The organism is Haloglomus salinum, from assembly GCF_024298825.1.
Lineage (GTDB): Archaea > Halobacteriota > Halobacteria > Halobacteriales > Haloarculaceae > Haloglomus > Haloglomus salinum.
Genome location: NZ_CP101153.1, coordinates 3,303,336 through 3,326,736, shown reverse-complemented (window position 1 = coordinate 3,326,736; position 23,401 = coordinate 3,303,336). Strand labels below are relative to the sequence as shown.

The following is a 23,401-nucleotide window of genomic DNA, read 5'->3' as shown; positions in this document are numbered from 1 at the left end:
TTGGCTTTCCCGGCCCGGCAGGGGCGTCTCTCGCACCCATCATGAGCGACACCACGACACTCCGAACACAGGAGCACACCAGCGAGGCCGAGCGCACGCAGGAGACCGAGGAGGCGACCACGTGCCCCGAGTGCAGCGGCCGGCTCGAGACAGACACGGAGCACGGGGAGGTCGTCTGCAGCGACTGCGGCCTCGTCGTCGAGGAGGACAGCATCGACCGCGGGCCGGAGTGGCGCGCGTTCGACTCCGCAGAGCGCGACAACAAGAGCCGCGTCGGTGCCCCGACGACGAAGATGATGCACGACAAGGGGCTCTCGACCAACATCGGCTGGCAGGACAAGGACGCCTACGGCAACAGCCTGTCCTCGCGCCAGCGCCAGAAGATGCAGCGCCTCCGCACCTGGAACGAGCGCTTCCGCACCCGCGACTCCAAGGAGCGCAACCTCAAGCAGGCCCTCGGCGAGATCGACCGGATGTCCAGTGCGCTGGGTCTCCCCGAGAACGTCCGCGAGACCGCCTCGGTCATCTACCGCCGCGCGCTCGACGAGAACCTGCTCCCCGGCCGCTCCATCGAGGGCGTCGCCACCGCGTCCGTCTACGCGGCGGCGCGACAGGCCGGCGTCCCGCGCTCGCTCGACGAGATCAGCGTGGTCTCGCGAGTCGACCGCATGGAGCTCACTCGCACCTACCGGTACATCGTCCGGGAGCTGAACCTGGAGATCGCCCCGGCGGACCCGGAGAGCTACATCCCCCGGTTCGCCAGCGACCTCGACCTCAGCGACGAGGTCGAGCGCCGCGCCCGCGACCTCGTCGAGGACGGCCGCGAGGCCGGCCTCCTCTCGGGCAAGTCGCCCGTCGGCCTCGCCGCCGCCGCGGTGTACGCCGCGGCCCTGCTCTGCAACGAGAAGGTCACGCAGAGCGAGGTCAGCGAGGTCGCCAGCATCTCCGAGGTCACCATCCGGAACCGGTACAAGGAGCTGCTCGAGGCCGCCGAGGTCATCACGGCCTGATTCCCTGATGGGTGCGGGCCGCGGGCGAACACCCGCGGCAACGATTTCTGTTCAGTAGTTGTCGAGACCGACCAGTGACAGCGAACCGTACCGGTGACAACGTTTTTGCGTCCCCTGCTCGTTCGGCGACGGTATGGAAGAGACGTACGCACGATTGCTCTGTCCGGAATGTGGCAAGAACTGGGAGTCCGCCCCCTCCGACCTCCCCGAGGTCTCGAACACGTTCCACTGTCCGGCCTGTCACGCGACACGACGTCTCTCCGAGTTCGCCCGAACCGAACACGACCTGAAGACGATGAAGCAGTTCTGAACCAGGGCAGAACGAAGCGACTTGATACGCCAACAGACCCAGAATTTATCCCTATTATTCCAGATATAATCGTCAAGCGAACAGCACATCCAGCGTAACGCCCAGATAGTCAGCTTCCGGTCGAGGACCGGGCGCCGCAGGCGTCACACTGGAGCAGTTCGGCGCCCCCCTCGCGGACGATGTTGGTGTCAGGGAGACCACACTCCGGACAGCGGACGTACGCCTCGGCGTACTCCTCGATGGCGTCCTGAACGCGGGCCTGCCGGAAGTCGCCGGTGAGCCGGAGTCGCCCCCGCTCGTCGATGGAGGCGCTGGTCCCCAGCTCGTTCTGGACGAACTTCATGACGTGGTCCGCCTCGCGGCCGAGCTGGTCGATCGTCGCCTGGAAGTTCTCGAACACCGTGACGTTCCCCTCCTGGCGGACCTCGACCTCGGGCACCTGGAACCGGTCCCCGCTCCCCTCGATGTCGGGCGTCTCATCCAGCGCACGGTCGAGATGATCATCGTAGCTCATACCACGAGCTACTTGCCGGGTGGTCAAAGGTTTCACGTTGGCCGTCGTCGCGGTGCGCACCGGCACGCCCCGCCCGCCGATATCCCGGAGGGGAGCCGACCACCGGCAGTAGTTGCCCCCAAGCACGTGGGTAGTTGTCACGACGATTCGGCCGTTGTCGGGGAGTAGCGACCCCGAAACGACACACCATGTTAACGTCACTCAGGATAATACTATAACCATCCAGTGGTAAAGCGCGGGTGAGCATGAAGAAGCAGGAACTCATCCATCTCCACGGCCTGCTTGCAGAGGTACGCAACCACTACGAACAGCGCACAGGTGACGATGTCGCAGCCACCGACTACGAGAATCTCGGTGTGCGCCCGACATCCATCCACAAGTCGAAGACCGACCACAAGGCCGCCGTCTTCGCTCTTGCCGATGGTATCACCGAGGAAATGACCGAGGAGGTCGCGGAACCGGTCTCCGCCGCCGCCGACTGAACGCGACCGCGCGTTATCTGATCCATCACATCTATCAGCGGCAGCGCTGCCCGGTGCGCGCGCGAGTTCCGCCACAGCCTCACTCCTCGACTCCCGGGGCTCACTCCTCGACCAGTTCCTCGAACTCCGGGAGGATATCGTCGTCATCGTCGTCGTCCAGCCCGACATCGAGGTCCAGCTCGTCCTCGATAGCCGAGCCGTCGTCTCCTGTGTCAGCAGCGCTCTCTTCGCTCGTCCCACCATCCTGGGCATCGTCCTCGTCCGACTCGATGGTCTCGACCTCCAGCACCTCCAGCGGGATGTTCTCCAGTCGCTGCCCGATCTCCTTGCGGGCGATGCGGGCGGCGTGTTCGTCCCGTTCGACGTTGAACACCGTCATCTCCAGTTCCAGCGCCACCAGCCCCTCGTCGGCAGCGATGAACGCGGGTTCGAGGTGGTCGCCGCAGTGTGGGCACGACCGGTCACCCATGTCGATCTCGACGTAGTTGAGGTCCGGGTTGAGCATCTCTCCCGTCTTCGAGATGGCGATGCGCACCGCCTCGTCGGCGCTCCCCACGTCGTAGACGGGTACCGCCGCCTCCACGACAACGCGACAATCCATACCCAGTCAATGATTCGCACGCTGGCATCAAGAAGTTTGCCCGGGCCGGAAACGCAAGCCGGATGCCGGTCCCGGACCGAGCCGAGGTATGCACGCTGGCCGCGTTCCCGTCACCGAGTTCGTCGGGGGGTTCGACCTCCAGTCGACGCTCGAGAGCGGGCAGACCTACGTCTGGGACCGCCCCGACGGCGGGATGTTCGACGACGCGGTCGCCTGGGGCGGGAACGCCTGGTACCACACCGTCCTGCCGGCGACCGAGACGGAGACGAGCGAACCCGAGGTGCTCCGGTGCCGGCTCGGTGAGAAGACACTCGAGTGGGAGGCCTCGACCCCACACGCGCCCGAGCATCTGACGCGGCTCCTCCGGCTGGACGACGACCTCGACGCCATCGTCGAGGCCACGCCGGAACTCCCGCTGCTCCGGCGGGCCTACGAGCGGTACGGCGGGATGCGGCTGGTCGAGGACCCGTCGTTCGCGTGCCTGGTATCGTTCATCTGCTCGGCACAGATGCGGGTCTCGCGCATCCACGGGATGCAGGGCCGCCTCGCGAGGGCGTACGGGGACACCGTCGAATTCGATGGCGACACCTACCACGTCTTCCCGACACCGGAGCAGCTCGCGGCCGCCACGGAGGCCGACCTCCGGGACCTGTCGCTGGGCTACCGCGCGCCGTACGTCCAGCGGACGGCCGAGATGGTCGCCGAGGGACAGGCCCATCCCGACGACGCCCGAGAGATGGAGTACGAGGACGCCCGCGACTACCTCACCCAGTTCGTCGGCGTCGGGGACAAGGTCGCGGACTGTGTCCTCCTCTTCTCGCTTGATTTCCTCGAGGCCGTCCCGCTGGACACGTGGATCCGCACGGCCATCGAGGAGTACTACCCCGAGTGTGGGAAGGGCAACTACGCCGATACTTCACGGGCCATCCGGGAGCGCTTCGGTGGCGAGTACGCCGGCTACGCGCAGACGTACGTGTTCCAGTTCCTGCGGACCGGCGGCGAGTAGCCGGTCGGGCGGCCTGAACTTCAAATACCAGTCCGCACCAGTCGACCCGTGACCTGACCAGCGAAGGCACGGTGACACGAGCGGTGCGGCGCCGACACCGTGTTCGCGGCAACGGAGGCGTCGCCTGTCAGCCATCCCGGTACAACTGTCAGCCGTTCGCCTCCAGCCAGCGGCGCGCCTGCTCGGCGACCCCTCCTCGAAACCGCCCCCAGTCGAGGTCGATCGCGCCCGTGTCGGTGACACCCCGGAACAGCGCTCCGTGGTTCCCTCGGGTGACACGGTCGAGGACGGCCTCGAACAGCGGGTCGAACGCGACCGGCTCGTCCCCGTCGCGGAGCGCTGCTGCCCGTGTCGCCATCAGGTCGTCCGTGACGAACCGGTCGGCAAGGACCGACGCATCGCCGGTATCGACGTGGACCGTCGGCGGCTCGTCCGGCAGGTCTGGGTCCACCGACCGCGCTCGATGACCGCGTTTGTCGACGAATGTCACGCCCGCCGCGGGCCCGTCGTACCACGCGGATGCCGGCAGGTCGTATCGGGCGAGCGGTCGCTGGGCGACGGACCGTTCACGCTCGACGACGGTGACCGGCGGCGGCCCGAGGCGGTCGAAGACCTGCTGGACGCGGTCCGGCGGGAGCCACCGTTCCTCCGCCTCATCCCAGATGGCCGTCCCCAGCACGGGCGGGAGGCGGTCCCAGTCGTAGTCGACGCTCCGATGATGGGTCGCCACGCCGACGAAGGTGTAGCGTGCCGGCTCGTCGACCGTGTCGAGGAACCCACCGAGGTCGAACGCCCGCTCCACGAATCGGCCGGCGTACCCGAGTTCGGGCGGCACCTCGTCGAAGACACGCTCCGGCCCGCCGAACTGGAGGTAGCCGGCGGGCGCGACGCTGAACCGGATAGCGACCCCGTCCAGCCACTCGTGGACCCAGACGTGGCCCTGCAGGTGGTCCGGTGGCGCATCCCCGAGCGACGGGACCGTCGGGAGGTCTCGCACGTGGTCCGGTCCCGCCGCCGCGAGGATAAGTCCTCGTGCCGTCTGGCTGCCGCGGATTCAGTCCTCCGCCGGTCGCACCTTGAACCCGTAGCGGGTGACGCCCTCCTGCGTGTAGACCCGCCGCACGACGGCCTCGACCCGGTCGCCGACGGAGAGGTCATCGTCCACGTCGGTGTCGTGGTCGGTCACCTGCGCGGGGGCGCTGACGGTCCCGCCGTCGGGGCCGTCGAAGGAGACGATAGCGACCCCGAAGGCGCCGCTCCGGACCTGCTGTGTGGCGAACTCCGGGGGAGCGCCGCCGCGGCCGATACGTGTGACCGCCTCGACGGTTCCCCGCCCGGGAAGCGTGACGGACTCGTACTCGACGAGCGCGCCGCAGTCCGTACAGGCCCCTTCCGGCGGGAAGGCGAGTGCGCTACACTCCGGACATCGACCGGCGACGAGTCGATGGCGCTGAGCGATAGAGCGCTCCCAGGTCGGCACGGAGACGTAGGCGCCGCCGCCAGCCGGCTCCTGCCCGTCGAGGTCCCCACGCCGGCGGAGATACTCGGCGTAGGAGATGTCGACCTCGCCGTCGGTATGGAGGGCAGTCGACACCGGCTCGTCGGCCTCCAGGAGGAACACGTCCGCGCCGGCGCCGCTCCCGTACGCGGCCGCGAGGACCCGGTCGTGGCCGTCCGCCAGCGCCCGTGCCAGGGACAGCGGGACGCTCGCGGCCCCGGTGTCACCGAGGTCGTGGACCGTCGCGCAGACCTGGATGGCCTCGCTGTCGACGCCCAGGGGCCCCGTCGTACGATACGGCCGCTTCCCGTCGGGCGCCTGCACCGCGGCGGCCGACACGTCGGGGTCGTCGAGACCGGCATCAGCGGCCGCGCCGGCGAGCGCGTCGTGGAACGCCGCACGGTCGTAACTGGTCACGCCGAGGCCCTGCACGCGGTCGTCCCCGGACTCGCGGAAGCGTTCGCCCGGACGCGTCGTGACGGACTCGCCGTGTGCGACCACGCGCGCGCCGTCGCCGGGCGCCAGTACGAACGCGGCAGCGCCCGCGCCAGCGGCGTGCTCGCGCTCGTCGGGCGGATCCGCCCGCGGGCAGTCCGCGGCAACGACGAGTGCGGGCGCTCGCTCGGCGTCGAACGCCGCAGCCAGTGCCCGGGCCCCGGCGCGGGTACTCGCCGTGAACTGGTGGTGCGTCGCCGTCTCCGGGGTACCGAGCATCGACCCCAGCCGGACGACCAGTTCCTCCTCGGCGAGCGGCGGAGTCGTGGTCGCGAACGAGAGCGCCGACAGGGCCGCGCCGTCGACGCCGGCAGCCTCGAGCGCACGGTCGGCAGCCGCGGCAGCCATCGTGAGCGTGTCCTCGTCGGCCTCGGGGACGGCCTTCCGTTCGACGCCGGACGCCTCGAACCGGCCCCAAGCCTCGGCGAACGCGTCGGCGTCGATGCGGAGCCGCGGCGCGTACGCGCCGACACCCGTGATGGCGAGGTCGCTCATGCCGTCACCTCCCCATCCTCCACGTCGTCCCAGTCGTGCTCGCGTTCGAGCAGGTGGACCACGGCCGCGCCGCCGGAGCCGCCGACGTTGTGGGTGAGCCCCACCTCGGGGGCGTCGAGCTGTCGGTCCCCGGCCCCACCGGTGAGCTGGTCGAACGCCTCGACCACCTGCCCGGCTCCGGTCGCCCCGATGGGGTGACCCTTCGACTTCAGGCCGCCCGAGGTGTTCACGGGCGTCTCGCCGTCCGGACGGGTCGCGCCGCTCGCGATGTACGGGCCGGCCTCCCCGGGCTCGCAGAGGCCGATGTCCTCGTAGGCCATCAGCTCCGCGATGGCGAAGCAGTCGTGGACCTCCGCGAAGTCGAGGTCGTCCGGGCCGGCACCGGCCCGCTCGTATGCCGTCTCGGCTGCACGGCGCGAGGCGGGCACGCCCGAGTACGTGTCGCGCTGGAACAGGCCCACACGGTCCGAGCCCGCGCCGACGCCGGCTACCCGGACCCGCGCATCGGTGAACCGGTCGACGGCGTCCTCGCTGGCGAGCAACACCGCGGCCGCGCCGTCGGTCGTGGGACAGCAGTGGTACAGCGTCAGCGGGTCGGCGACGGTCGGCGCCGAGGAGGCGTCCTCGAGCGAGCACTCGAAGCCGAGCTGTGCGTGCGGGTTCTTCGCGCCGTTCGCGTGGTTCTTGACGGCGACGTGCGAGAGCTGGTCGACGGTGGTCCCGTACTCGCGCATATGCGCCGAGGCCATCTGGGCGTAGACGCCCGCGAACGTGGTGCCCGACAGGCGCTCCCACTCGGTCTCGCCGCTGACCCCGAGCCAGTAGCGGACGGCGTCCGAGGAGACGTCCGTCATCACCTCGACGCCGCCCGCGAGAACGAGGTCGGCCATCCCCGACCGGATCGCCTGCACGCCCTGGCGGACGGCGTAGCCCGAGGCCGCGCAGGCGTTCTCGACACGCGTGGTCGGGACGCCGTGCAGTCCCACGTGCTCGGTGACAGCCGGGCCTGAAAGACCGAGCTGGCGCCCACCGACCCCGAGCGTGCCGATGACGGCCTCGTCGACATCGTTCGGTTCGACGGCGGTCCCGTCGAGGGCGTGTTCGAAGGCGGTAGCGAACAGCGACCGGTACGACTCGTCGGGGAAGGCGCCGAAGTCGGACTGCCCGGCCCCGACGACGTAGGCATCGCGCATGGGGAGGCGAACGGCGCCCCCCGTCCTAAGCGTGTGGGGATGAATCCGCCGGCAGTGGACGGTTGACGAGGACGAAGCGGCCTCGACCGGCTCGCATCCGGAGCCGACGCCGGCTTTACCATGGCTCCTGACGTGGCCGCCGTATGGGCGACAGCGACACCGCCACCCGCGTCGGCATCGACGTGGGGGGCACCTTCACAGACGTCGTGGCGGTCACGGACGGGCGAGTGCGGGTTCACAAGGTCGCCTCGACCCCGGACGCGCCCGCTGAGGGTGTCGTCGAGGGGCTGTCAGAAGCAGCCGACGAGGGGCTCCCGCTCCAGACCGTGGATACACTCGCTCACGGGACGACCGTCGCCACGAACGCGGTCCTCGAACGCGACTGGGCCGACACGGCGCTCCTGACGACCGCGGGGTTCCGGGACGTTCTGGAGATCGGCCGACAGGACCGGCCCGACCTGTACGAGCTGCACGGCGAGAAGCCCGACCCCGTGGTACCCCGGGACCACCGCTACGAGGTCCCCGGCCGCGTCGACGAGCGGGGCGTCGAACTGGAGGCGCTCGACGAGGAGGTCGTCCGTGACCTCGCCCCCGACCTGGACGCGGACAGCGTCGCGGTCGCGCTCCTGTTCGCCTTCGAGGACGGCAGCCACGAACGACGTGTGCGCGAAGCGCTCCGTGACGGCGGCTACGAGGGCATCATCTCACTATCGAGCGAGGTCCTGCCCGAAATACGGGAGTACGAGCGAACGCTGGCGACGGCACTCAATGCCGCACTCCGGCCCGTCGTGGACCGTTATCTCGGCCGGGTCGACAGCCAGGTCGGCGAGGCCGGCGTCGGCGCCGACCTCCGGGTGATGGCCTCCAACGGTGGCCTGATGGACGCCGCCACTGCACGTGAGACGCCGGTGCGAACGCTCCTCTCGGGTCCTGCGGCCGGCGTCCGCGGCGCGGCCCACGTCGCCGCCCGCCACGGCCACGACGACGTCCTGACGATGGACATGGGCGGCACGTCCTGTGACGTTTCACTCGTCAGGAGCGGCGACCCGCTCGTCTCGACGGACGTGACGGTCGGGGAGTACCCTGTGGCGACGCCGATGGTCGACGTCCACACGGTCGGCTCCGGTGGTGGGTCCATCGCCCACGTCGACGCGGGGGGTGCGCTCCGGGTGGGGCCCGAGTCCGCCGGGGCAGCGCCCGGTCCCGTCTGTTACGGGCGGGGCGGCGACGAGCCGACGGTCACGGACGCCGCGTTCGCGCTCGGACGTATCGACCCAGGTGCGTTCCTCGGCGATATCGGCGGTGCGGGTGACGCGGCTCGCGAGGCCATCGAGCGCGTGGTCGGGGAGCCACTCGACGCGGGCGTTCGGGAGGCGGCCGCCGGCATCCTATCGGTTGCCGAGGCGGACACGGCGCGGGCGCTTCGGGTCGTCTCCGTCGAGCGAGGGCACGACCCGCGCGACCTCGCGCTGGTCGCGTTCGGCGGTGCCGGGCCACTCATCGCCAGTGCCGTCGCGTCGGAGCTGTCGGTGCCGGAGGTCGTCGTGCCGCGAGCGGCGGGCGTGCTCTCGGCACTCGGCCTGCTGGTCTCGGACCTCACGTACGACGAGTCCGTCTCGCGGGTCCGCGCGTGGAGCGAGGTCGACGCCGCCGACCTCGAAGCGCTGTTCGCGGACCTGGAATCCCGGGGGCGCGAGCGCCTCGCGGACCTCCCCGCCGACCGGCGTCGGATGGAACGGGCCTTCGACCTGCGCTACCGGGGGCAGGCGTACGACCTCACGGTCGACGCGCCGTCCGAGCTCGACGGCGACGCGCTGGACACCGTCGCCGAGCGGTTCCACGAGGCCCACCGCCAGCGCTACGGCCACGCCTCGCCCGGCGAGCCACTGGAGCTGGTGACGGTCCGCCTCCGGGCACGGGGCGTGGTCGACCCGCCCGAACTCGACCCGCCGCGGACCGAGGGGAGCGTCGCCGACGCCGTCCGGGAGGAACGGCCCGTCACCTTCGGCGGGCGGACCCGGGATACCCGGGTGTACGACCGCTCTCGCCTCCCTGCCGGCGGGCGCGTCGGAGGGCCGGCTGTCGTCGAGGGCGCGGAATCGACACTCGCGGTGCGGCCGCCCGACCGCGTCCGGGTCGCGGACGACGGGAGCCTCGTCGTGGAGGTGGACGCCGATGTCTGAGGAGCGAGACGCCGGGGCGAGCGCCGAGGTCGACCCGGTGACGCTGGAGGTGGCTCGGAACGCGTGTGCCGCCGTCGCCGAGGAGATGAACGCCACGCTCGTCCGGACGGCGTACTCGCCGAACGTGACCGAGCGGCGTGACTGCTCCTGTGCGCTGTTCGACGCCGACGGCGCCCTCGTCGCGCAGGCCGAGAACATCCCGGTCCACCTCGGCGCGATGCCGTTCTCCGTCGCGGCCGCCCTCGATGCGTTCCCGCCCGAGCGCCTCGAACCGGGCGACGCGGTGCTGCTCAACGACCCGTTCCGCGGCGGCGCCCACCTTCCGGACCTCACGCTCGTCACGCCGGTCTTCGCGGACGACGCGGAGGCGGACGGCGACCCGCTCGCGTTCGTCGCCAACCGGGCCCACCACGCCGACGTGGGCGGCTCGCGGGCGGGCGGCGTAGCGGCGGACTCCACCGATATCTACCAGGAAGGGCTCCGCATCCCGCCGGTGAAGCTGTACGAGGCGGGGGCGGCCAACGAGGCCGTCTTCGACACCATCCTCGCGAACGTCCGGACGCCGGACGAGCGCCGGGGCGACCTCCGCGCGCAGGTCGCGGCCAACGAGACCGGCGCCGAACGCTACCGTGAGTTGCACGAGCGATACGGAGAGGAGTTGCCCGCTATCACCGGGGCGATTCAGGACTACGCCGAGCGCCGGACGCGTGCCGAGATCGCGGCCCTTCCGGACGGCGAGTACGCGTTCGACGACGCGCTGGACGACGACGGCCGCGGGACCGAGGACATCCACATCGCGGCCACCGTGACGGTCGACGGCGACGCGGTGACGGTCGACTTCGCGGGCACGGCACCGCAGACCCGTGGCCCCGTCAACGCCGTGTTCGCCGTGACGGCCTCCGCGACGTACTACGCCGTCCGGTGCGTGACGGACCCGGACGTACCGCCGAACGCGGGGGCCTACCGCCCGGTCGAGGTCCGTGCGCCGGAGGGCAGCGTCGTGAACCCCGACCCGCCGGCGGCCGTGGTCGGGGGGAATCTGGAGACCTCGCAGCGCGTGACCGACGTGGTTCTGGGCGCTCTTGCCGAGTGTGCGCCCGAGCGGGCCGCGGCGGCTGGCCAGGGGACGATGAACAACGTCACCTTCGGCGGGACCGACCCCCGCGAGGGCCGCGAGGGGCGGCCGTGGGCGTTCTACGAGACGGGTGGCGGCGGCGCCGGGGGCCACGCGGACGGCGACGGGATGGACGGCGTCCACGTCCACATGTCCAACACCCTCAACACGCCCGTCGAGGTGCTCGAAACGGCGTACCCGCTCCGTGTCCGACGGTACTCGTTCCGACCGGACTCTGGGGGCGCCGGCGAGTACCGGGGCGGCCTGGGGCTCCGGCGCGACATCGAGGTCCGCGGCACGGTCGCCTGCTCCCTGCTGGCGGACCGGCATCGACACCGACCGTACGGCCTGGCCGGCGGGGAGCCGGGGGAGCCGGGAGCTGCCTTCCACACGCCCGCCGGCGCGGACGACCCGACCCGACTGCCGCCGAAGACGACGCTGGACCTCGACCCGGGTGACGTGGTGAGCATCCGGTCGCCCGGCGGTGGCGGATACGGCGACCCAGCCGACCGCTCGCGCTCCGCCATCGAGCGTGACCTGCGGCTCGGGAAACTGTCGGCTGAGGCTGCGCGCGAACAATACGGATACGAGGCAGAAAGCAATAATTGAGGTTCAGGGGCCGTTTTTACGCTAAAACCAAGATATTATTCGATTAATATCGCCCAGCAAGTCATCTCGTCGAATCAAGCAGATAGCACGCAGAACCCGGTAAGTGCCTTGTGAACGTGTCGCCGGCGACGCGGGCTCGCCGACCGCTGCACTACGCGAACTCGCCCAGCCCCGACTGCTCGGTGTCGTCTCGCTCGATGATGCCGGGGTGGTCGTTCGTCGGGTTGTTGACAGCCGTGCCGATGCGGTACGCCTCGAGGTCGTCGTCCGGGTACGGGCGACAGAGGTCGGCCCGGTCAGCGGGGTCGCCCTGGAGCCAGGTCGCCTCCTCGTCCGGACGTAACAGCACTGGCATCCGGTCGTGGAGGTCGGCCATCAGGTCGTTCGGCTCGGTCGTGAGTATCGTGACGCTCCGCAGCGTCCGGTCCTCTTCCTGCCACTCCCGCCAGACGCCGCCCAGCAGCAGCAGGTCATCCGGCCGGTGGACGCGGTACGGCTCCTTGCCGTGGCCCGTCTCCTTCCACTCGTAGAATCCCGAGGACGGGACGAGACACGGACGTTCGGCCCACGACTCCCGGAACGCGGGTTTCTCCGCGATGGTCTCGGCGCGGGCGTTGATGAAGCCGTCACCGGGACCGTCGGCCCACGGCGGCAGCAGGCCCCAGTGCTGCCGGTCGATGGTGTCCGGGTCGGCGCCGGTGACGACCTCGATGTCGTCCTGCGGGGCGACGTTGTAGCGTGGCTCGTACGCCTCTGGACTGGCGTGAGTAGCGTCGAGGCGTGTCTCGAGTTCCGCGAGCGGAGCGAACAGGGAGGTGCGGCCGCACATACGGGAGAGGAGGCACGCCCGGATGGTGGTTCTGTCGGCGCCGGTGAAGCGACCGACGGTCTAGTCGACCGGCTCCACGCCGGTCACATCGAAGCGTGCCCCGCCGGACGCGCTCTCGCCGACGGAGATGGACCAGCCGTGGGCCGACACGACTTCCCTGACGATTGCCATCCCGATGCCGGAGCCGTCGTCCTCGGTCGTGTATCCCATCCTGAGGACCTTCTCGCGTTCGTCTTCCGGGATACCGGGGCCGTCGTCGGCCACCAGGAATCCATCCGCCGTGGGGCCGACACGGACGGTGACGCCGTCCTCGCTCGCGCCGTGTTCGACACTGTCGTCGGACTGCGTCCGACTGCTCGTGGAGCCATGCTCCACGCTGTCGCCGGACTGCGTCCGGCTGCCTGTCGAACCATGTTCGACACTGTCGTCGGACTGCGTCCGACTGCTCGTGGAGCCATGCTCCACGCTGTTCTTGAACAGGTTCTCGAGGACCTGCTGGAGGCGGCTCCTGTCGGCGTACAGCGAGAGGTCACCCTCACACTCCAGCGTCGCGCCCGTCCCCTCCGTCGGGACCGCGCCCCAGGCGTCGGTCGCGACCGCGGACAGGTCGACGGTCCGCCGTTCGTCGATGATGTCACCTTGCCGTGCGAGCATGGTGAGGTCGTCGATGAGCGACTCGATTCGGTCCAGTGAGTCGGCAACCGCCTCAACGTGCTCGTCGGGCGCATCGTCGGCCATGAACTCGGTACGGGCCTTCGCGATGGTGAGCGGGTTCCGGAGGTCGTGGCTCACCACCGAGGCGAGGTTCTCGAGGCGTTCGTTCTTCTGTTCGAGCGCGCGCCGGTCTGCCCGGCGGGTGAACTCGAAGGTGAGCCACTGGGTCAGGAGTTCGACGATGGTCTCCTCGGTCTCGGTGAACGACGTCTGCCGTGGGTCAGGGCCCGCGAAACAGAGCGTCCGGTCGACATCGTCGTCGACCTCGATGCGACCACCGATGTAGCAGCCCAGTCCGTGTTCCGCGTAGGCCGGGTCGTCACCCCAGCCGTCCTCGACGGCGTCGACGATGGCCAGCAGGTCGTCGGTCTCGACGGTCTCCTTGCAGTAGGCCTCGTCGCGGGGCATGCTCTGCCCCGGCCTGAGACCGTCCGGCGTCCCGTGCGCGTAGGCGACCGTCTGCCCGTCCTCGTCGAGTTCGTTCACCATCCCGTACGGGATGTCCAGGTACTCACACCCCAGTCGGAGGACCTGGTCCACCTTCTCGTCGAAGCTACTGTCCCGGTCGGCGGCGATACGGTAGAGCGACCGGAGCGCCGTCGCATCGCGCTCGCGCTGCTGCTCCTGGCGTTTCCGCTCGGTCACGTCACGGAAGTAGACCGAGAGGCCGCTCTCGGATGGGTGTGCGCGAACCTCGAACCAGGTGTCGATGGGTTCGTACTCGGCCTCGAAGCTCACCGACTCACCCGTCTCGACGGCTTCCTGGTACTGTTCGGCGAACACCGACTCCTCGGCGGCCGGAACCACGTCCCAGATGCGGCGTCCTCGGAGTTCTTCGGTCGTCGGCTCGCTCGCGGCGGCCCGGCAGACCAGCGCCCGAGCGCGCTCGTTCAGGTACGTGAACCGCCACCTGTCGTCGAGGGCGAAGAAGGCATCGGTCATCCGGTCGAGAACCTCGGAGGCTTCGGGGACCTCGCGCGCCTCGCCAGTCACCGACACCCCCCCATCCGGCAGTACATACGGCACCTTAGTAGCGCCAGGCTCATAATCACCGCCCACAGGGCGGCACAATCCACCTCCAGAGCCGGCAAATTTTTCCAGCACCCACGCGACACGGCCGCGTATGCCGTACAGCTACGAGCCACACCACTTCGAGGACATGGCCGAGGGCAAGACGTTCGAGAGCGCCGGGCGGACCGTCACCGAGACGGATTTCGTGATGCACTCGATGTTCACCGGCGACTGGACCGAACTCCACACCAACAAGGAGTACTCGCAGGACGGGACCTACGGGGCGCGTATCGCACAGGGCCCGATGACGTTCATCCTCGCAACCGGCTTCGTCCAGCGCTGTGGGTTCGTCGAGCGGACCGTCGAAGCGTTCATCGGGATGAACTACATGGACATCCCGAACCCGGTGTACATCGGGGACACTGTGAGCGCAACCTTCGAGTGCACGACGAAGCGGGAACTGGATTCGCGCGACGATGTGGGGTTGGTGGTCATCGACGCGTCGATGACGAATCAGGACGACGAGTCAGTGTTCGAGGGAGACATGAAGTTCCTGTTCAAGCGGCAAGAGTAACCGCGCTCCCCCGTTCAGTCCCCGAACAGCTGTTCGAACAGCGACCCCTGTCCCCGGCGAAGGCGCTCCAGGAACGCCGACTTCGAGATGTCGAGGACCTCGGCGACCTCGGCCGCCGTCGCGCTCCGCGGGACCGTAAAGTAGCCAGCGGCCAGCGCCGCACGAACGGCCTCCTCCTGGGCGGGCGTGAGGTCCCAGCGTTGCGCGATGGGTGCGTCACCTTCCTCACCAAGTGTCGTGACGCGTTCGAGCGAGACGCCGACGCGGTCGCTCGCGGCCTCGAGGACGCTGTCGAGCACGTCGTACCCGACGACCGCCCCGACGTGGCGCTCGATACCCTCGCGGTGGTGCACGGACTCGACCAGGAACCCCACGTCGACCAGGTCGTGAACGACACAGGGGTCCTTCGAGAGGCAGCGGTAGTTCCAGCGGCCGTCGACCTGCGACCCGTGGAGGTAGCGCACCCGGTCGTCCTCGTCGAGCAGGTCGCCGACGGCCTCGCTCGGCGTACTCGCACGGAGGAGGCTGTTCCCGTCTCCCCGGGCGAGCGGCGGCGCGGCGTCGACCGTCGCGTCCGCCGTTCGGGAGGCCTCCGCGAGCGGGCAGTCGTCGCCGGTCACCCGGAACTCGACGACGAGGCACTCCGGCCTCATGTGGCACGGTAACGTGGCGGAGGCATTTAATACCGCCCCATGGACGGGCCAACCGGTTCACATCTCGCATAAATATATGCCGGTATGGACCTGTCCACGGTTAAAGAGCGGGCGGGCCCCCGGCAGTTCGGGCCCACCGACGAGATGCCACTGGAGTACCGCGAGGCGGCGACGCGGATGATCCAGTTCCACGCCAACAGCGAGATCATGGGCGCGTACATCGAGCGCCCCTTCATCCGGCAGGCGCCGAGCCTCGACCGGAAGCTGGCGGTCAGTGCGCAGGTACAGGACGAGATCGGCCACGGGCAGTTGCTCTACCGGGCGGCCGAGAACCTGGGCGTGAAGACCCGCGAGCAGATGCTCGACGAACTCGCGAACGGCGAGGGGAAGTTCCTCAACTGCTTCCACTACCCGCTGGACAACTGGTACGAGCTGCCGATGATAATGTTCTTCGTCGACGGCGCGGCGATGCGCCGGCAGGCCTCGCTCAAGCGGACGAGCTGGGAGCCGTACGCCCACGCCATCGACAAGATCTGCTTCGAGGAGGGGTTCCACATCAAACACGGCGAGGACATCCTCCGGGAACTGGCCACCGGGACCCGACGCGACCAGGAGAAACTACAGGAGGCCTTCGAGAAGTGGTGGCCCCGCATCCTCCAGTTCTTCGGGCCGACCGACGACCAGTCGACGCACGACGACTTCTCGCAGGAGGTGGGGCTGAAGACGATGAGCAACGACGCGCTCCGGAACGCCTTCCTCAACGCCTACCTCCCGAAGGCCGAGAAGTACGGCCTCGAGATTCCGGAGTATCCCCGCGTCGAGTACCACGAGGACCGGGACCACTACGAGGTGTACGAGGCGGACCTGGACTGGGACGAGTTCGTCACCGTCGCAAAGAACGAGTTGCCGACCGGCCGCGGCCAGATAGCCAAGCGCCGGCGGAGCCAGGACGCCGTCGAGTGGGTCCGGAACGCCATCGAGAGCACCCCCACGGGCGGGGAGACGCCCGCGACCGCCGACTGACCATGATATTCGAAGTGTTCCGCCAGGAGACGGAGAAGGATTACCACACGCACGTCGGGAACGTCCACGCACCCGACGAGGAGATGGCCCGCCTGTTCGCGCAGGTGGCCCACGCCCGGCGGAAGCCGGCGAACTCGCTGTGGGTCGTGCCGAAGCCGGAAATCGAGGAGGTGGACGCCGATGACCCCGGCGTCGCGATGGGCGGCACCACGCAGAAAGAGTACCGCTGGGCGACCAACTACTCGACGGGACGGATGGCCGAGGAGATCGAGGAGAGCGAGGCCGAGCAGGCCGAGGCCGAGTCCACGCGCCGTCGCCGGACCGAGGGGCGCCAGCAGGGAGGTGACGACTGATGGCGACAGACGAGACGCACCCATGGGACCGCGAGTACGACCTCGGGCTGCCGGACGACCTGTCCGAGCGCGAGCAGGCGGCCGTGGAAGCGTGCCTGCGCGCGCTCGCCGACGACGAGTTCGTGCTCGCCGAGCGATACACGGAGTGGCAGGTCCGCGGGCCCACCCTGGAGAGCGACCTCGCGGTCGCGAACATCGCACAGGACGAACTCGGCCACGCGCGGCTCTGGTACGACCTGCTGGAGGACTTCGGCTACACCGAGTCCGAACTCATCTGGGAGCGGCCGCCGGAAGACTTCCACCACGCGACGCTGGTCGAACGCCCCTTCGAGCGCGGTGACTGGGCCGACGCCATCGTTCGCGGGGTCCTCTACGACGAGTTCGAGGCACTGCGCCTCGACGCGCTCACCGAGACGGAGTACCCCCGCATCGCCGACCGCGTCGGCAAGGTCCAGGGCGAGGAGCACTACCACCGCGAACACGCTCGCAACTGGCTGGAGCGGCTGGCCGAGGGACGCGGCGACGCGAACCCCGAGAACGGTCGACGCCGGGTGCAGGAGGCGCTCGACCGACTGTTCCCGCACGCGCTGACGCTGTTCACGCCGACGGCCCGGGAGCCGGATATCGTCGAACTGGGCGTGCGGCCGACGCCACTCTCGGAGCTCCGCCAGGCGTGGCTGGAGGCGGTCGTTCCATTCCTGACCGACCTCGGGCTCTCCACACCCGTTCCCGCCGACGCGGACCCGGACGCCGTGGACGCCCTCCTGCCGCCCGAGCGTGGGCGGGCCGGGGCCCACACCGACGCGTGGCCGGACCTCTACGACGAGCTGACGTTCACCTACCGGCAACTGGACCGCCGGGACGCACCGCGGCTGATGGCGGACCCGGACGATGCAGACGGCGGGAACGCCGGGGGTGCGTCGCGATGAGCGACGCCGAGCGACCGGACGAGGCCGGGGCCGACCTCCCGGACGAGACGTTCGAGGGCGAACCGCGCTACTGTAGCTACACCGAGTACAGCGCGGGCACGGGCCACCCGGACCTCCCGCGGACGGGCGAAGGGGCGAGCGGCATCGAGCGAAGGGTGTGGGATGTCCTGTACGAGGTCGAGGACCCGGAGATGCCCGTCTCCATCGTCGATCTCGGGCTCATCTACAACGTCTACGTCGACAGCGCGAGCGGCGAGGCCCGGGTCGACATGACGCTGACGTACACGGGCTGTCCGGCCCGCGACTACCTGCTGAGCAGCGTCGAGCGGGCCGTCGAGAGCGTCGACGGCGTCGAGGACGCGCTCGTCAACCTCGTGTGGTCGCCGGAGTGGAGCGTCGAGATGGTGACCGAGGAGGGGCGCGAGGCGCTCCGTGAGTTCGGGGTGTCGATATGAGGCGGCTCGACCCGAGCGTCGACGTCGCGAGTGATGGCCCGGCGACGTGCCCGTACTGCGGCTCCGAGGAGACGACCCGGGAGCACCCGCGAGGGCCGTCGCTCTGCAAGTCCATCCACTACTGTAACTCATGCGAGGAGTCGTTCGAGAAGATGGGCTGACGGCTGCGTGGGATGGGCAATGGAGCGTTTCTGATTAAAATGGCCCGTAGATGTATTACTGCGCCGCTATAACGATAATTCTGCGATTCTATCGTGAAGAGAGCCCTCCACTCGGAAAGACTCAAACAGCCCTTTGTGTCATCTGAAGGCCCTTTCCGGGTCGTGCCGATGGTCCTCGTATGCCCTCCAGACGAACGACGCTCGCACTGCTCCTCGCCGTCACGCTTGCAGGCTGCGTCGGCGGTCCGCTCGGTGGTGGCTCGCCGGCATCGCCTGCCGGTGCCGACACGACGCCGACGCCGTCCCCCGTGCCGTGTACCGAGGACCGGCAGAGCCCGACCGACCCCATCCGGGACAACGTCGAGCCGAGCCCCTACCCCGACCGTCCCGAGACGTGGGACGAGTCGTCGGTCCGTTCGTACGTGGTGGCGTTCGAGCAGGCCTGGTCCCGGAATCAGGAACTCTACCCGAAGACGAAGCGTGTCACGGTGATCGTCTCGGACGTCACCGTCACGGCGACCGAGAGCGGCTACCGCGTCCGGCTCACCTCGCGGACGAACACGTGGTACGGCGGCCCCGCCGAGGGGAACCAGACCGCGACCATCGTCCACGGTGACGGGGCCGCCATCCCGGTCGTGTACACGGTGACCGAGGACCGGCTGGTCCGCGCCGAGGACAACTTCGGCGCGACGCCGACGGCCGGCCTCCGGTCGGGCCGGACAGTGCGCTGCTGGGGTGGCGACTGAGAGTGCGGTGAGAATCTAGAGAGTCTTGGGTGAGAATCCCCACTGAGCCCGGAAAACTGGTTTGAGCGGTGCTGACCGACGTGACGTACATGACTGTTTCCGAGCCCGGCCGAGACACGACGGCCGAGACACTGCCGGTCGACCCCCCTGACCTGGAGACCGTCCTGAGCGCCGTCTTCGGACTCCGGGCGAGCGAGAGTAGCGCGTACCTGGGCCTGTTACGAGTCCCCGATAGCTCGGCGGCCGAGGTCGCCGAGGAACTGGGCCGTGACCGTTCGAACGTGAACCGGTCGCTCCGGACGCTCCGCGAGCGTGGGTTCGCCGAGCGACGCCGTGTCCTCCTCGAGGAGGGCGGCCACGTCTACCGATACAGCCCGACACCCCTGCCGGTGCTCCGCGAACGGATGCACGACGCGCTCACCGAGTGGACCGAGGGTGCCCGGGACTGCATCGACGAGTTCGGCGCCGACATCGAGTCCACCGCACAGACCGAGGCGGAGGCACCCGAGGGCGTCTACGCCGGGCGGAACGAGGACTGAGCCGGCAGTTCTGTTCGGCCCGCCGCCTCGTCAGTCCGGTCGACCGGCGCTGGAGCTGCTGGTCGAGGAACTCAACACAGCAGCAGGTAGAACCAGTACGGCAGTCGGACCAGTTCGTCCTCGACGGTGATGGGACGGACGGTGCCGACGGAGTCCCCCGTGAGGACGATGCCGAACGGGGTGTCGTACGTCTCGACGAACTCGCGGACCGCAGCCGCGGCATCCTCGCCGGACGGCCGATAGGAGAGCCCGATGGGGAGGGGAGTCCCGTCGACCTCGAAGACGAAATCCACCTCGCCGCTCCGACCGCGCCAGAACGTGACCTCGGGGTCGGCGTCGGTACCCTGCGCGGCCGCGAGCCCGTACGCGAACCGCATCGTGTGGTCGAAGGCCGCGACGCGTGCGAGCGCGGCCTCGCGGCCGAAGTCGTTGAGGACGCCACGCGCGTCCCCGTCGGTCAGCGCGGTCACGAGCCCCGTGTCGCGGAGGTAGAGCCGAACGGAGCGGGGCCGGCTGTTGTCGTACTCGGTGACGCCCGTGAGGAGGTAGAGCTGTTCGAGCGCGGGGAGGTAGCTGTCCGTGATGGTCCGGCGGTCAACGTCGAACAGGTCGACGAGCCGCTGGTAGCGGACCGGTTCGACCCCCCGGTTGCGGGCCGCGAGCGCGCAGAGCCGTTCGAGGTCGGCGATGGTCTGGACGGATTCGAAACCGGGGACGTCCTGGTAGAGGGCGTCCCGGACGTCGTCACGGAGTCGGGTGTAGGCCTCGGGCGCGAGTTCGGCGGCCGACTCGACCGGGCCGTCGGTGGCATACCCGACGACGCCACCGACCGCGAGGTAGTGGACGACCTGCGACTGGATGCGGCGTTCGACGGCGGAGACGCGGTCGTACTGGGACCGCAGCGTCTCGGCCAGCGCCCCTGGGTCGCCGGCCTCGAGGGCGTCCGGGAGGCTCCCGTCGCCCTCGCGGATGGGGGTCGGACTGACCCGCGTGTCGCCCCGTTCGAGTTCGGGATAGAGCGTGTAGCAGTGGTCGCGGAACTTCTCGGGGAGGATGGGCTGAGTCGCTGCCGCGTCCGGGGGGAAGTCCACCCGCTCCAGTTCGCGGTCGATCTGGACCCCGGCGTTGGCGGTCACGACGACGTGGCGACCGGGTGCCGCGTCGAGCATGTCGGCGACCGGCGTCCCCCACCCCTCCACCTTCGGCTTGCTCGGATGCTCGACGAGATGGACGTCGTCGAGGAAGACGAAGTGCGGCGTCGGGTCCTCGACCCGACCGAGGATGCGCCCCTCGTAGTAGCGGATGGCCTGCCGGAGCCCCTCGTCCGACTGGAGCTGGTAGAGCGGGTCCGCACCGAACGGGACGTAGCAGAACTGCTCCGGATCCGCACCGTCCTCGATGCGGTGCGCGATGAACTGCTTCAGGAGTGTCGTCTTCCCGACCCCGCGACGACCGACGAGTCCGAGGAGGCGCTGGTCCTCGAACTGGCTGCCTGGGCCGTCCGGCCGTGCGAGGTGGTAGAAGTCGCTCTTGGCCCGGTCCGGGAGGTCGAAGGCCTCCCCGCCCGGCTCCCACCACGGGTTGTGTTCCCCGAGGGCCCGGAGGAGCGCGTCCTCGGCAGCGTCGAAGGTCATAGCACGTGTCTGCCCATGCCACGAACTGCACTGTAATGGGTGTTGTGCCCAACGCGTGGACGCCACGATGCCGATATTCCACCTATATCTCGCGCTTTCCGGTCACCTGGTCCGCCACGCCCAGAATACGGTCATTGCGGTGTAGATAACATCCACACAATCCGCAATTTAGCCACACTATACGAAGCATTTATACCTCCATAGTGCATACTAGTGCGTGCGGAGGTGCCAGAAAGCACACTCCGATGTTGGAAGCTGACGAGGGGCTGGGGGAATCGTGGTCGAATGCCCGACCGGTGTCGGGGGGAGAGACACCGAGCAACCGGCTACAGTGAACGAGAACACGCGTCGAGGGGAGGGGAATCGCCCGTCGCAGGCACCGACCGCAGTTCGGCACCACATCGTCGCACCGTGGGGGGACGACTGATGCTGGTGTTCGCGTTCGACCGCGACTGGACCGTGGACGTGAACGCGCACCCACGGCGGGAGGCGGTCCCGCTGGAGTGGGTGCGCGAGCTCGCACACGGCACCGAACACGCGGTCTACGCCATCGGCAATCAGGACCTCGCTGCGGAGGCCGCCATCCCAGGCGTCGTCGACATCGTGGGGATGCACCCGGACGACTGGGACCGGTGGCTCGGCGAGAAGCGCCGCGACGGGCGGTACGAGCGGTTCCCGAAGCGTCGGGAGCGGCTCGGACTCATCGCGGACCTGCATCCGGAGGCCGACGGCTACGTCGTGGTCGACGACATCGACCTGAGCGACGTCGACGGCTGGGACCACTACCACGCGTGGGAGTTCGTCCCGGCCGTCGAGCGCGGGGAGATCGACCCGGCGCTCCCGTGGGTCCGCGACCGGGTGGGAGACGGAGGGGTCCGGTCGGCCGGCACTACGCCGGTTGATGCGGCCCACCTCGATGCGTGGCTCGACGAACACGCCGACGCGCCCGGGTTCGAACTCGCATACACAGAGGACGGCACCGAGCGGTCGGTCCTCTGCCGCAACCTCTCGCTGGACCAGCGGACCCTCGACCGGCCGGCGGCGGCCCCGGTGCTGCGGTGTCACCCAGCCGCCCCGGACCGCGAGCGGTTCGACGTGCTGGTCCGGGACATAGAGGCGGTCCACGTCGTCGACCCGCCGACCGAGGCGTACCTGCCGGCGACGGACGACCCCGTCGAACAGGCCACGGCGTTCGCTGACCTCGCGGCGGACAACCCGTTCGCTGTCGATGTCTCGCGCGTGCTGGCGCTGCTCGACCGGGAGGACGAGACGCCACAGGCCGCGGCGCTCGCGGCTCTCCGCCACACGGCCGCTGCACGGCCGGCGGAGTGTACGCCCGCACTGCCGATTCTGCGGTCACTCCTCGAGGGCGGCTGTGCCGAGCCCGGTCACGCACTGTCGGCCGTGGCGTCCATCGGGGAGGCCGACGCCGCGGACATCGCGCCCCTGTCGGACGCGGTCACGGAGTACCTGACAGGGACGGACGACGCGGTCCGGAAGCAGGCGGCGTCCTGCATCGTGCCGATAGCGGAGGCCGACCCGGACGACGTGGTCGACGCGGTGCCATCGCTCGCGACGCTGCTGGAGGACCGGGTCGCGACCCACCACGCGGCGCACGCCCTGTCGCTCCTGGCGGCGGAGTCACCGTGGGCGGTGGAGCCTGCCGCGCCGGCGCTCGGGGAGGTGCTGGCCGACGAGTCGCTCAGTCCCGGCGCACGGCTCAGTGCGACGGCGGCGCTCGGACGCGTGGCGAACGAGAACCCGACCGTCGCACTCGGCCTCGTCGACGAAGTCGCAGCCCTGCTCGAGTCCGAGCACCCGAAGCTCCGGAACAACGCGACCGGCCTCCTGTGGGAGGTGTCCCGGCTCCACGCCGACCACATCGAACCTCACGTGGACACGGTGGCGGGACTGCTATCGGCCGAGGACGACTTCACGCGGGTCAACGGTTCGGCGGCGATGGCCCGCGTTGCGGAGGACCTGCCCGACCGGGCGCGCGAGCACCTGGACCGGCTCCGGCCGCTGTTGGCCGACGAGCACCGACTCGTCCGGGTGAACGCGTGCTGGGCGCTCGGCCATCTCGAGGACGAGGCGTCGCTCGAGGCCCTGCGCGACCTGGCGGTCGAGGACGACGACGAGCAGGTCCGCAAACGGGCACAGTGGGCCGTCGCGGAGATAGCGGGCGGGCCCGTGTGAGGTGCGTCCCGCGGAACGGACGCGGGCAGCGAGGACGGCGAACGGCACAGTGCGGCGAACACGCGGACGGCTGC

Annotated in this window: 24 protein-coding genes; 15 read left to right on the top strand and 9 right to left on the bottom strand. The window is 69.5% G+C overall.

Annotated features, from left to right (window positions below; all coding sequences use genetic code 11):
* The first annotated feature begins 41 nt into the window (after positions 1-41).
* Together NL115_RS16235 and NL115_RS16230 are read left to right on the top strand one after the other, a co-directional pair.
* Positions 42-1,010 carry a transcription initiation factor IIB gene (locus NL115_RS16235; RefSeq protein WP_254830372.1) on the top strand — a complete coding sequence of 323 codons (969 nt, stop codon included), beginning with the start codon at positions 42-44 and terminating at the stop codon, positions 1,008-1,010.
* A 133-nt stretch (positions 1,011-1,143) separates the two neighbouring features.
* On the top strand, positions 1,144-1,320 hold the full coding sequence (locus NL115_RS16230; protein WP_254830371.1) for a DUF7836 family putative zinc-binding protein: 177 nt from the start codon (positions 1,144-1,146) through the stop codon (positions 1,318-1,320).
* A 109-nt stretch (positions 1,321-1,429) separates the two neighbouring features.
* Here NL115_RS16230 and NL115_RS16225 read toward each other — a convergent pair whose 3' ends face one another.
* Positions 1,430-1,834, bottom strand: coding sequence for a translation initiation factor IF-2 subunit beta (locus NL115_RS16225; RefSeq protein WP_254830370.1), 405 nt, complete (start codon positions 1,832-1,834; stop codon positions 1,430-1,432).
* 245 nt (positions 1,835-2,079) lie between these two features.
* On the opposite strand from NL115_RS16225, the gene NL115_RS16220 reads away from it, so the two are divergent.
* The gene (locus NL115_RS16220; RefSeq protein ID WP_254821974.1) at positions 2,080-2,316 is read left to right on the top strand and encodes a UPF0058 family protein; all 237 of its coding nucleotides are present in this window, start codon (positions 2,080-2,082) and stop codon (positions 2,314-2,316) included.
* Between the two features lie 100 nt (positions 2,317-2,416).
* On the opposite strand, the gene NL115_RS16215 is transcribed toward NL115_RS16220, so the two are convergent.
* Positions 2,417-2,917, bottom strand: a complete 501-nt coding sequence (locus NL115_RS16215; protein WP_254830369.1) for a DUF555 domain-containing protein — start codon at positions 2,915-2,917, stop codon at positions 2,417-2,419.
* 88 nt (positions 2,918-3,005) lie between these two features.
* Here NL115_RS16215 and NL115_RS16210 point away from each other — a divergent pair, with 88 nt between their 5' ends.
* Positions 3,006-3,923, top strand: a complete 918-nt coding sequence (locus tag NL115_RS16210; RefSeq protein WP_254830368.1) for a DNA-3-methyladenine glycosylase family protein — start codon at positions 3,006-3,008, stop codon at positions 3,921-3,923.
* 148 nt (positions 3,924-4,071) lie between these two features.
* On the opposite strand, the gene NL115_RS16205 is transcribed toward NL115_RS16210, so the two are convergent.
* The 3 genes from NL115_RS16205 to NL115_RS16195 are packed head-to-tail and all read right to left on the bottom strand — an operon-like array spanning position 4,072 to position 7,604.
* The gene (locus tag NL115_RS16205) at positions 4,072-4,920 is read right to left on the bottom strand and encodes a hypothetical protein (RefSeq protein WP_254830367.1); all 849 of its coding nucleotides are present in this window, start codon (positions 4,918-4,920) and stop codon (positions 4,072-4,074) included.
* 57 nt (positions 4,921-4,977) lie between these two features.
* Positions 4,978-6,411 carry a zinc ribbon domain-containing protein gene (locus tag NL115_RS16200; RefSeq protein WP_254830366.1) on the bottom strand — a complete coding sequence of 478 codons (1,434 nt, stop codon included), beginning with the start codon at positions 6,409-6,411 and terminating at the stop codon, positions 4,978-4,980.
* Positions 6,408-7,604, bottom strand: a complete 1,197-nt coding sequence (locus NL115_RS16195; RefSeq protein ID WP_254830365.1) for a thiolase domain-containing protein — start codon at positions 7,602-7,604, stop codon at positions 6,408-6,410. The genes NL115_RS16200 and NL115_RS16195 overlap by 4 nt, the downstream gene beginning before the upstream one ends.
* Before the next feature lie 143 nt (positions 7,605-7,747).
* On the opposite strand from NL115_RS16195, the gene NL115_RS16190 reads away from it, so the two are divergent.
* On the top strand, positions 7,748-9,787 hold the full coding sequence (locus tag NL115_RS16190; RefSeq protein ID WP_254830364.1) for a hydantoinase/oxoprolinase family protein: 2,040 nt from the start codon (positions 7,748-7,750) through the stop codon (positions 9,785-9,787).
* Positions 9,780-11,510, top strand: coding sequence for a hydantoinase B/oxoprolinase family protein (locus NL115_RS16185; RefSeq protein ID WP_254830363.1), 1,731 nt, complete (start codon positions 9,780-9,782; stop codon positions 11,508-11,510). Before NL115_RS16190 ends, NL115_RS16185 begins: the two co-directional genes overlap by 8 nt.
* A gap of 151 nt (positions 11,511-11,661) precedes the next feature.
* Here NL115_RS16185 and NL115_RS16180 read toward each other — a convergent pair whose 3' ends face one another.
* Positions 11,662-12,339, bottom strand: a complete 678-nt coding sequence (locus tag NL115_RS16180; protein WP_254830362.1) for an SOS response-associated peptidase — start codon at positions 12,337-12,339, stop codon at positions 11,662-11,664.
* A gap of 60 nt (positions 12,340-12,399) precedes the next feature.
* Complete coding sequence (locus NL115_RS16175) at positions 12,400-14,046, bottom strand: sensor histidine kinase (RefSeq protein ID WP_254830361.1); 1,647 nt, start codon at positions 14,044-14,046, stop codon at positions 12,400-12,402.
* Positions 14,047-14,176: 130 nt separating this feature from the next.
* Here NL115_RS16175 and NL115_RS16170 point away from each other — a divergent pair, with 130 nt between their 5' ends.
* Positions 14,177-14,638 (top strand): MaoC/PaaZ C-terminal domain-containing protein, encoded by a 462-nt coding sequence (locus tag NL115_RS16170; RefSeq protein WP_254830360.1) that lies wholly within the window; start codon positions 14,177-14,179, stop codon positions 14,636-14,638.
* A gap of 14 nt (positions 14,639-14,652) precedes the next feature.
* Here the strand turns inward: NL115_RS16170 and NL115_RS16165 are convergent, their stop codons facing one another.
* A complete protein-coding gene (locus tag NL115_RS16165; RefSeq protein WP_254830359.1) occupies positions 14,653-15,291 on the bottom strand; it encodes a helix-turn-helix domain-containing protein in 639 nt (212 codons plus the stop codon).
* A gap of 84 nt (positions 15,292-15,375) precedes the next feature.
* On the opposite strand from NL115_RS16165, the gene paaA reads away from it, so the two are divergent.
* From paaA to NL115_RS16130, 7 genes are all read left to right on the top strand, one after another.
* Positions 15,376-16,314: a 1,2-phenylacetyl-CoA epoxidase subunit PaaA gene (gene paaA, locus NL115_RS16160; protein WP_254830358.1), complete on the top strand. Its 939-nt coding sequence runs from the start codon at positions 15,376-15,378 to the stop codon at positions 16,312-16,314.
* A gap of 2 nt (positions 16,315-16,316) precedes the next feature.
* Positions 16,317-16,667 (top strand): phenylacetic acid degradation protein PaaB, encoded by a 351-nt coding sequence (locus NL115_RS16155; RefSeq protein ID WP_254830357.1) that lies wholly within the window; start codon positions 16,317-16,319, stop codon positions 16,665-16,667.
* On the top strand, positions 16,667-17,596 hold the full coding sequence (paaC, locus tag NL115_RS16150; protein ID WP_254830356.1) for a 1,2-phenylacetyl-CoA epoxidase subunit PaaC: 930 nt from the start codon (positions 16,667-16,669) through the stop codon (positions 17,594-17,596). The genes NL115_RS16155 and paaC overlap by 1 nt, the downstream gene beginning before the upstream one ends.
* Positions 17,593-18,051 carry a 1,2-phenylacetyl-CoA epoxidase subunit PaaD gene (paaD, locus tag NL115_RS16145; RefSeq protein ID WP_254830355.1) on the top strand — a complete coding sequence of 153 codons (459 nt, stop codon included), beginning with the start codon at positions 17,593-17,595 and terminating at the stop codon, positions 18,049-18,051. Before paaC ends, paaD begins: the two co-directional genes overlap by 4 nt.
* On the top strand, positions 18,048-18,212 hold the full coding sequence (locus NL115_RS16140) for a PaaD-like zinc ribbon domain-containing protein (RefSeq protein ID WP_254830354.1): 165 nt from the start codon (positions 18,048-18,050) through the stop codon (positions 18,210-18,212). Before paaD ends, NL115_RS16140 begins: the two co-directional genes overlap by 4 nt.
* A gap of 179 nt (positions 18,213-18,391) precedes the next feature.
* Complete coding sequence (locus tag NL115_RS16135) at positions 18,392-18,958, top strand: hypothetical protein (protein ID WP_254830353.1); 567 nt, start codon at positions 18,392-18,394, stop codon at positions 18,956-18,958.
* A gap of 89 nt (positions 18,959-19,047) precedes the next feature.
* Complete coding sequence (locus NL115_RS16130) at positions 19,048-19,497, top strand: helix-turn-helix domain-containing protein (protein WP_254830352.1); 450 nt, start codon at positions 19,048-19,050, stop codon at positions 19,495-19,497.
* Positions 19,498-19,568: 71 nt separating this feature from the next.
* Here the strand turns inward: NL115_RS16130 and NL115_RS16125 are convergent, their stop codons facing one another.
* A complete protein-coding gene (locus NL115_RS16125) occupies positions 19,569-21,131 on the bottom strand; it encodes an ATP-binding protein (protein ID WP_254830351.1) in 1,563 nt (520 codons plus the stop codon).
* 426 nt (positions 21,132-21,557) lie between these two features.
* Between NL115_RS16125 and NL115_RS16120 the strand changes: the two genes are divergently transcribed.
* Entirely contained in the window at positions 21,558-23,327 is a 1,770-nt protein-coding gene (locus tag NL115_RS16120) for a HEAT repeat domain-containing protein (RefSeq protein ID WP_254830350.1), read from the top strand.
* Positions 23,328-23,401: the final 74 nt, after the last annotated feature.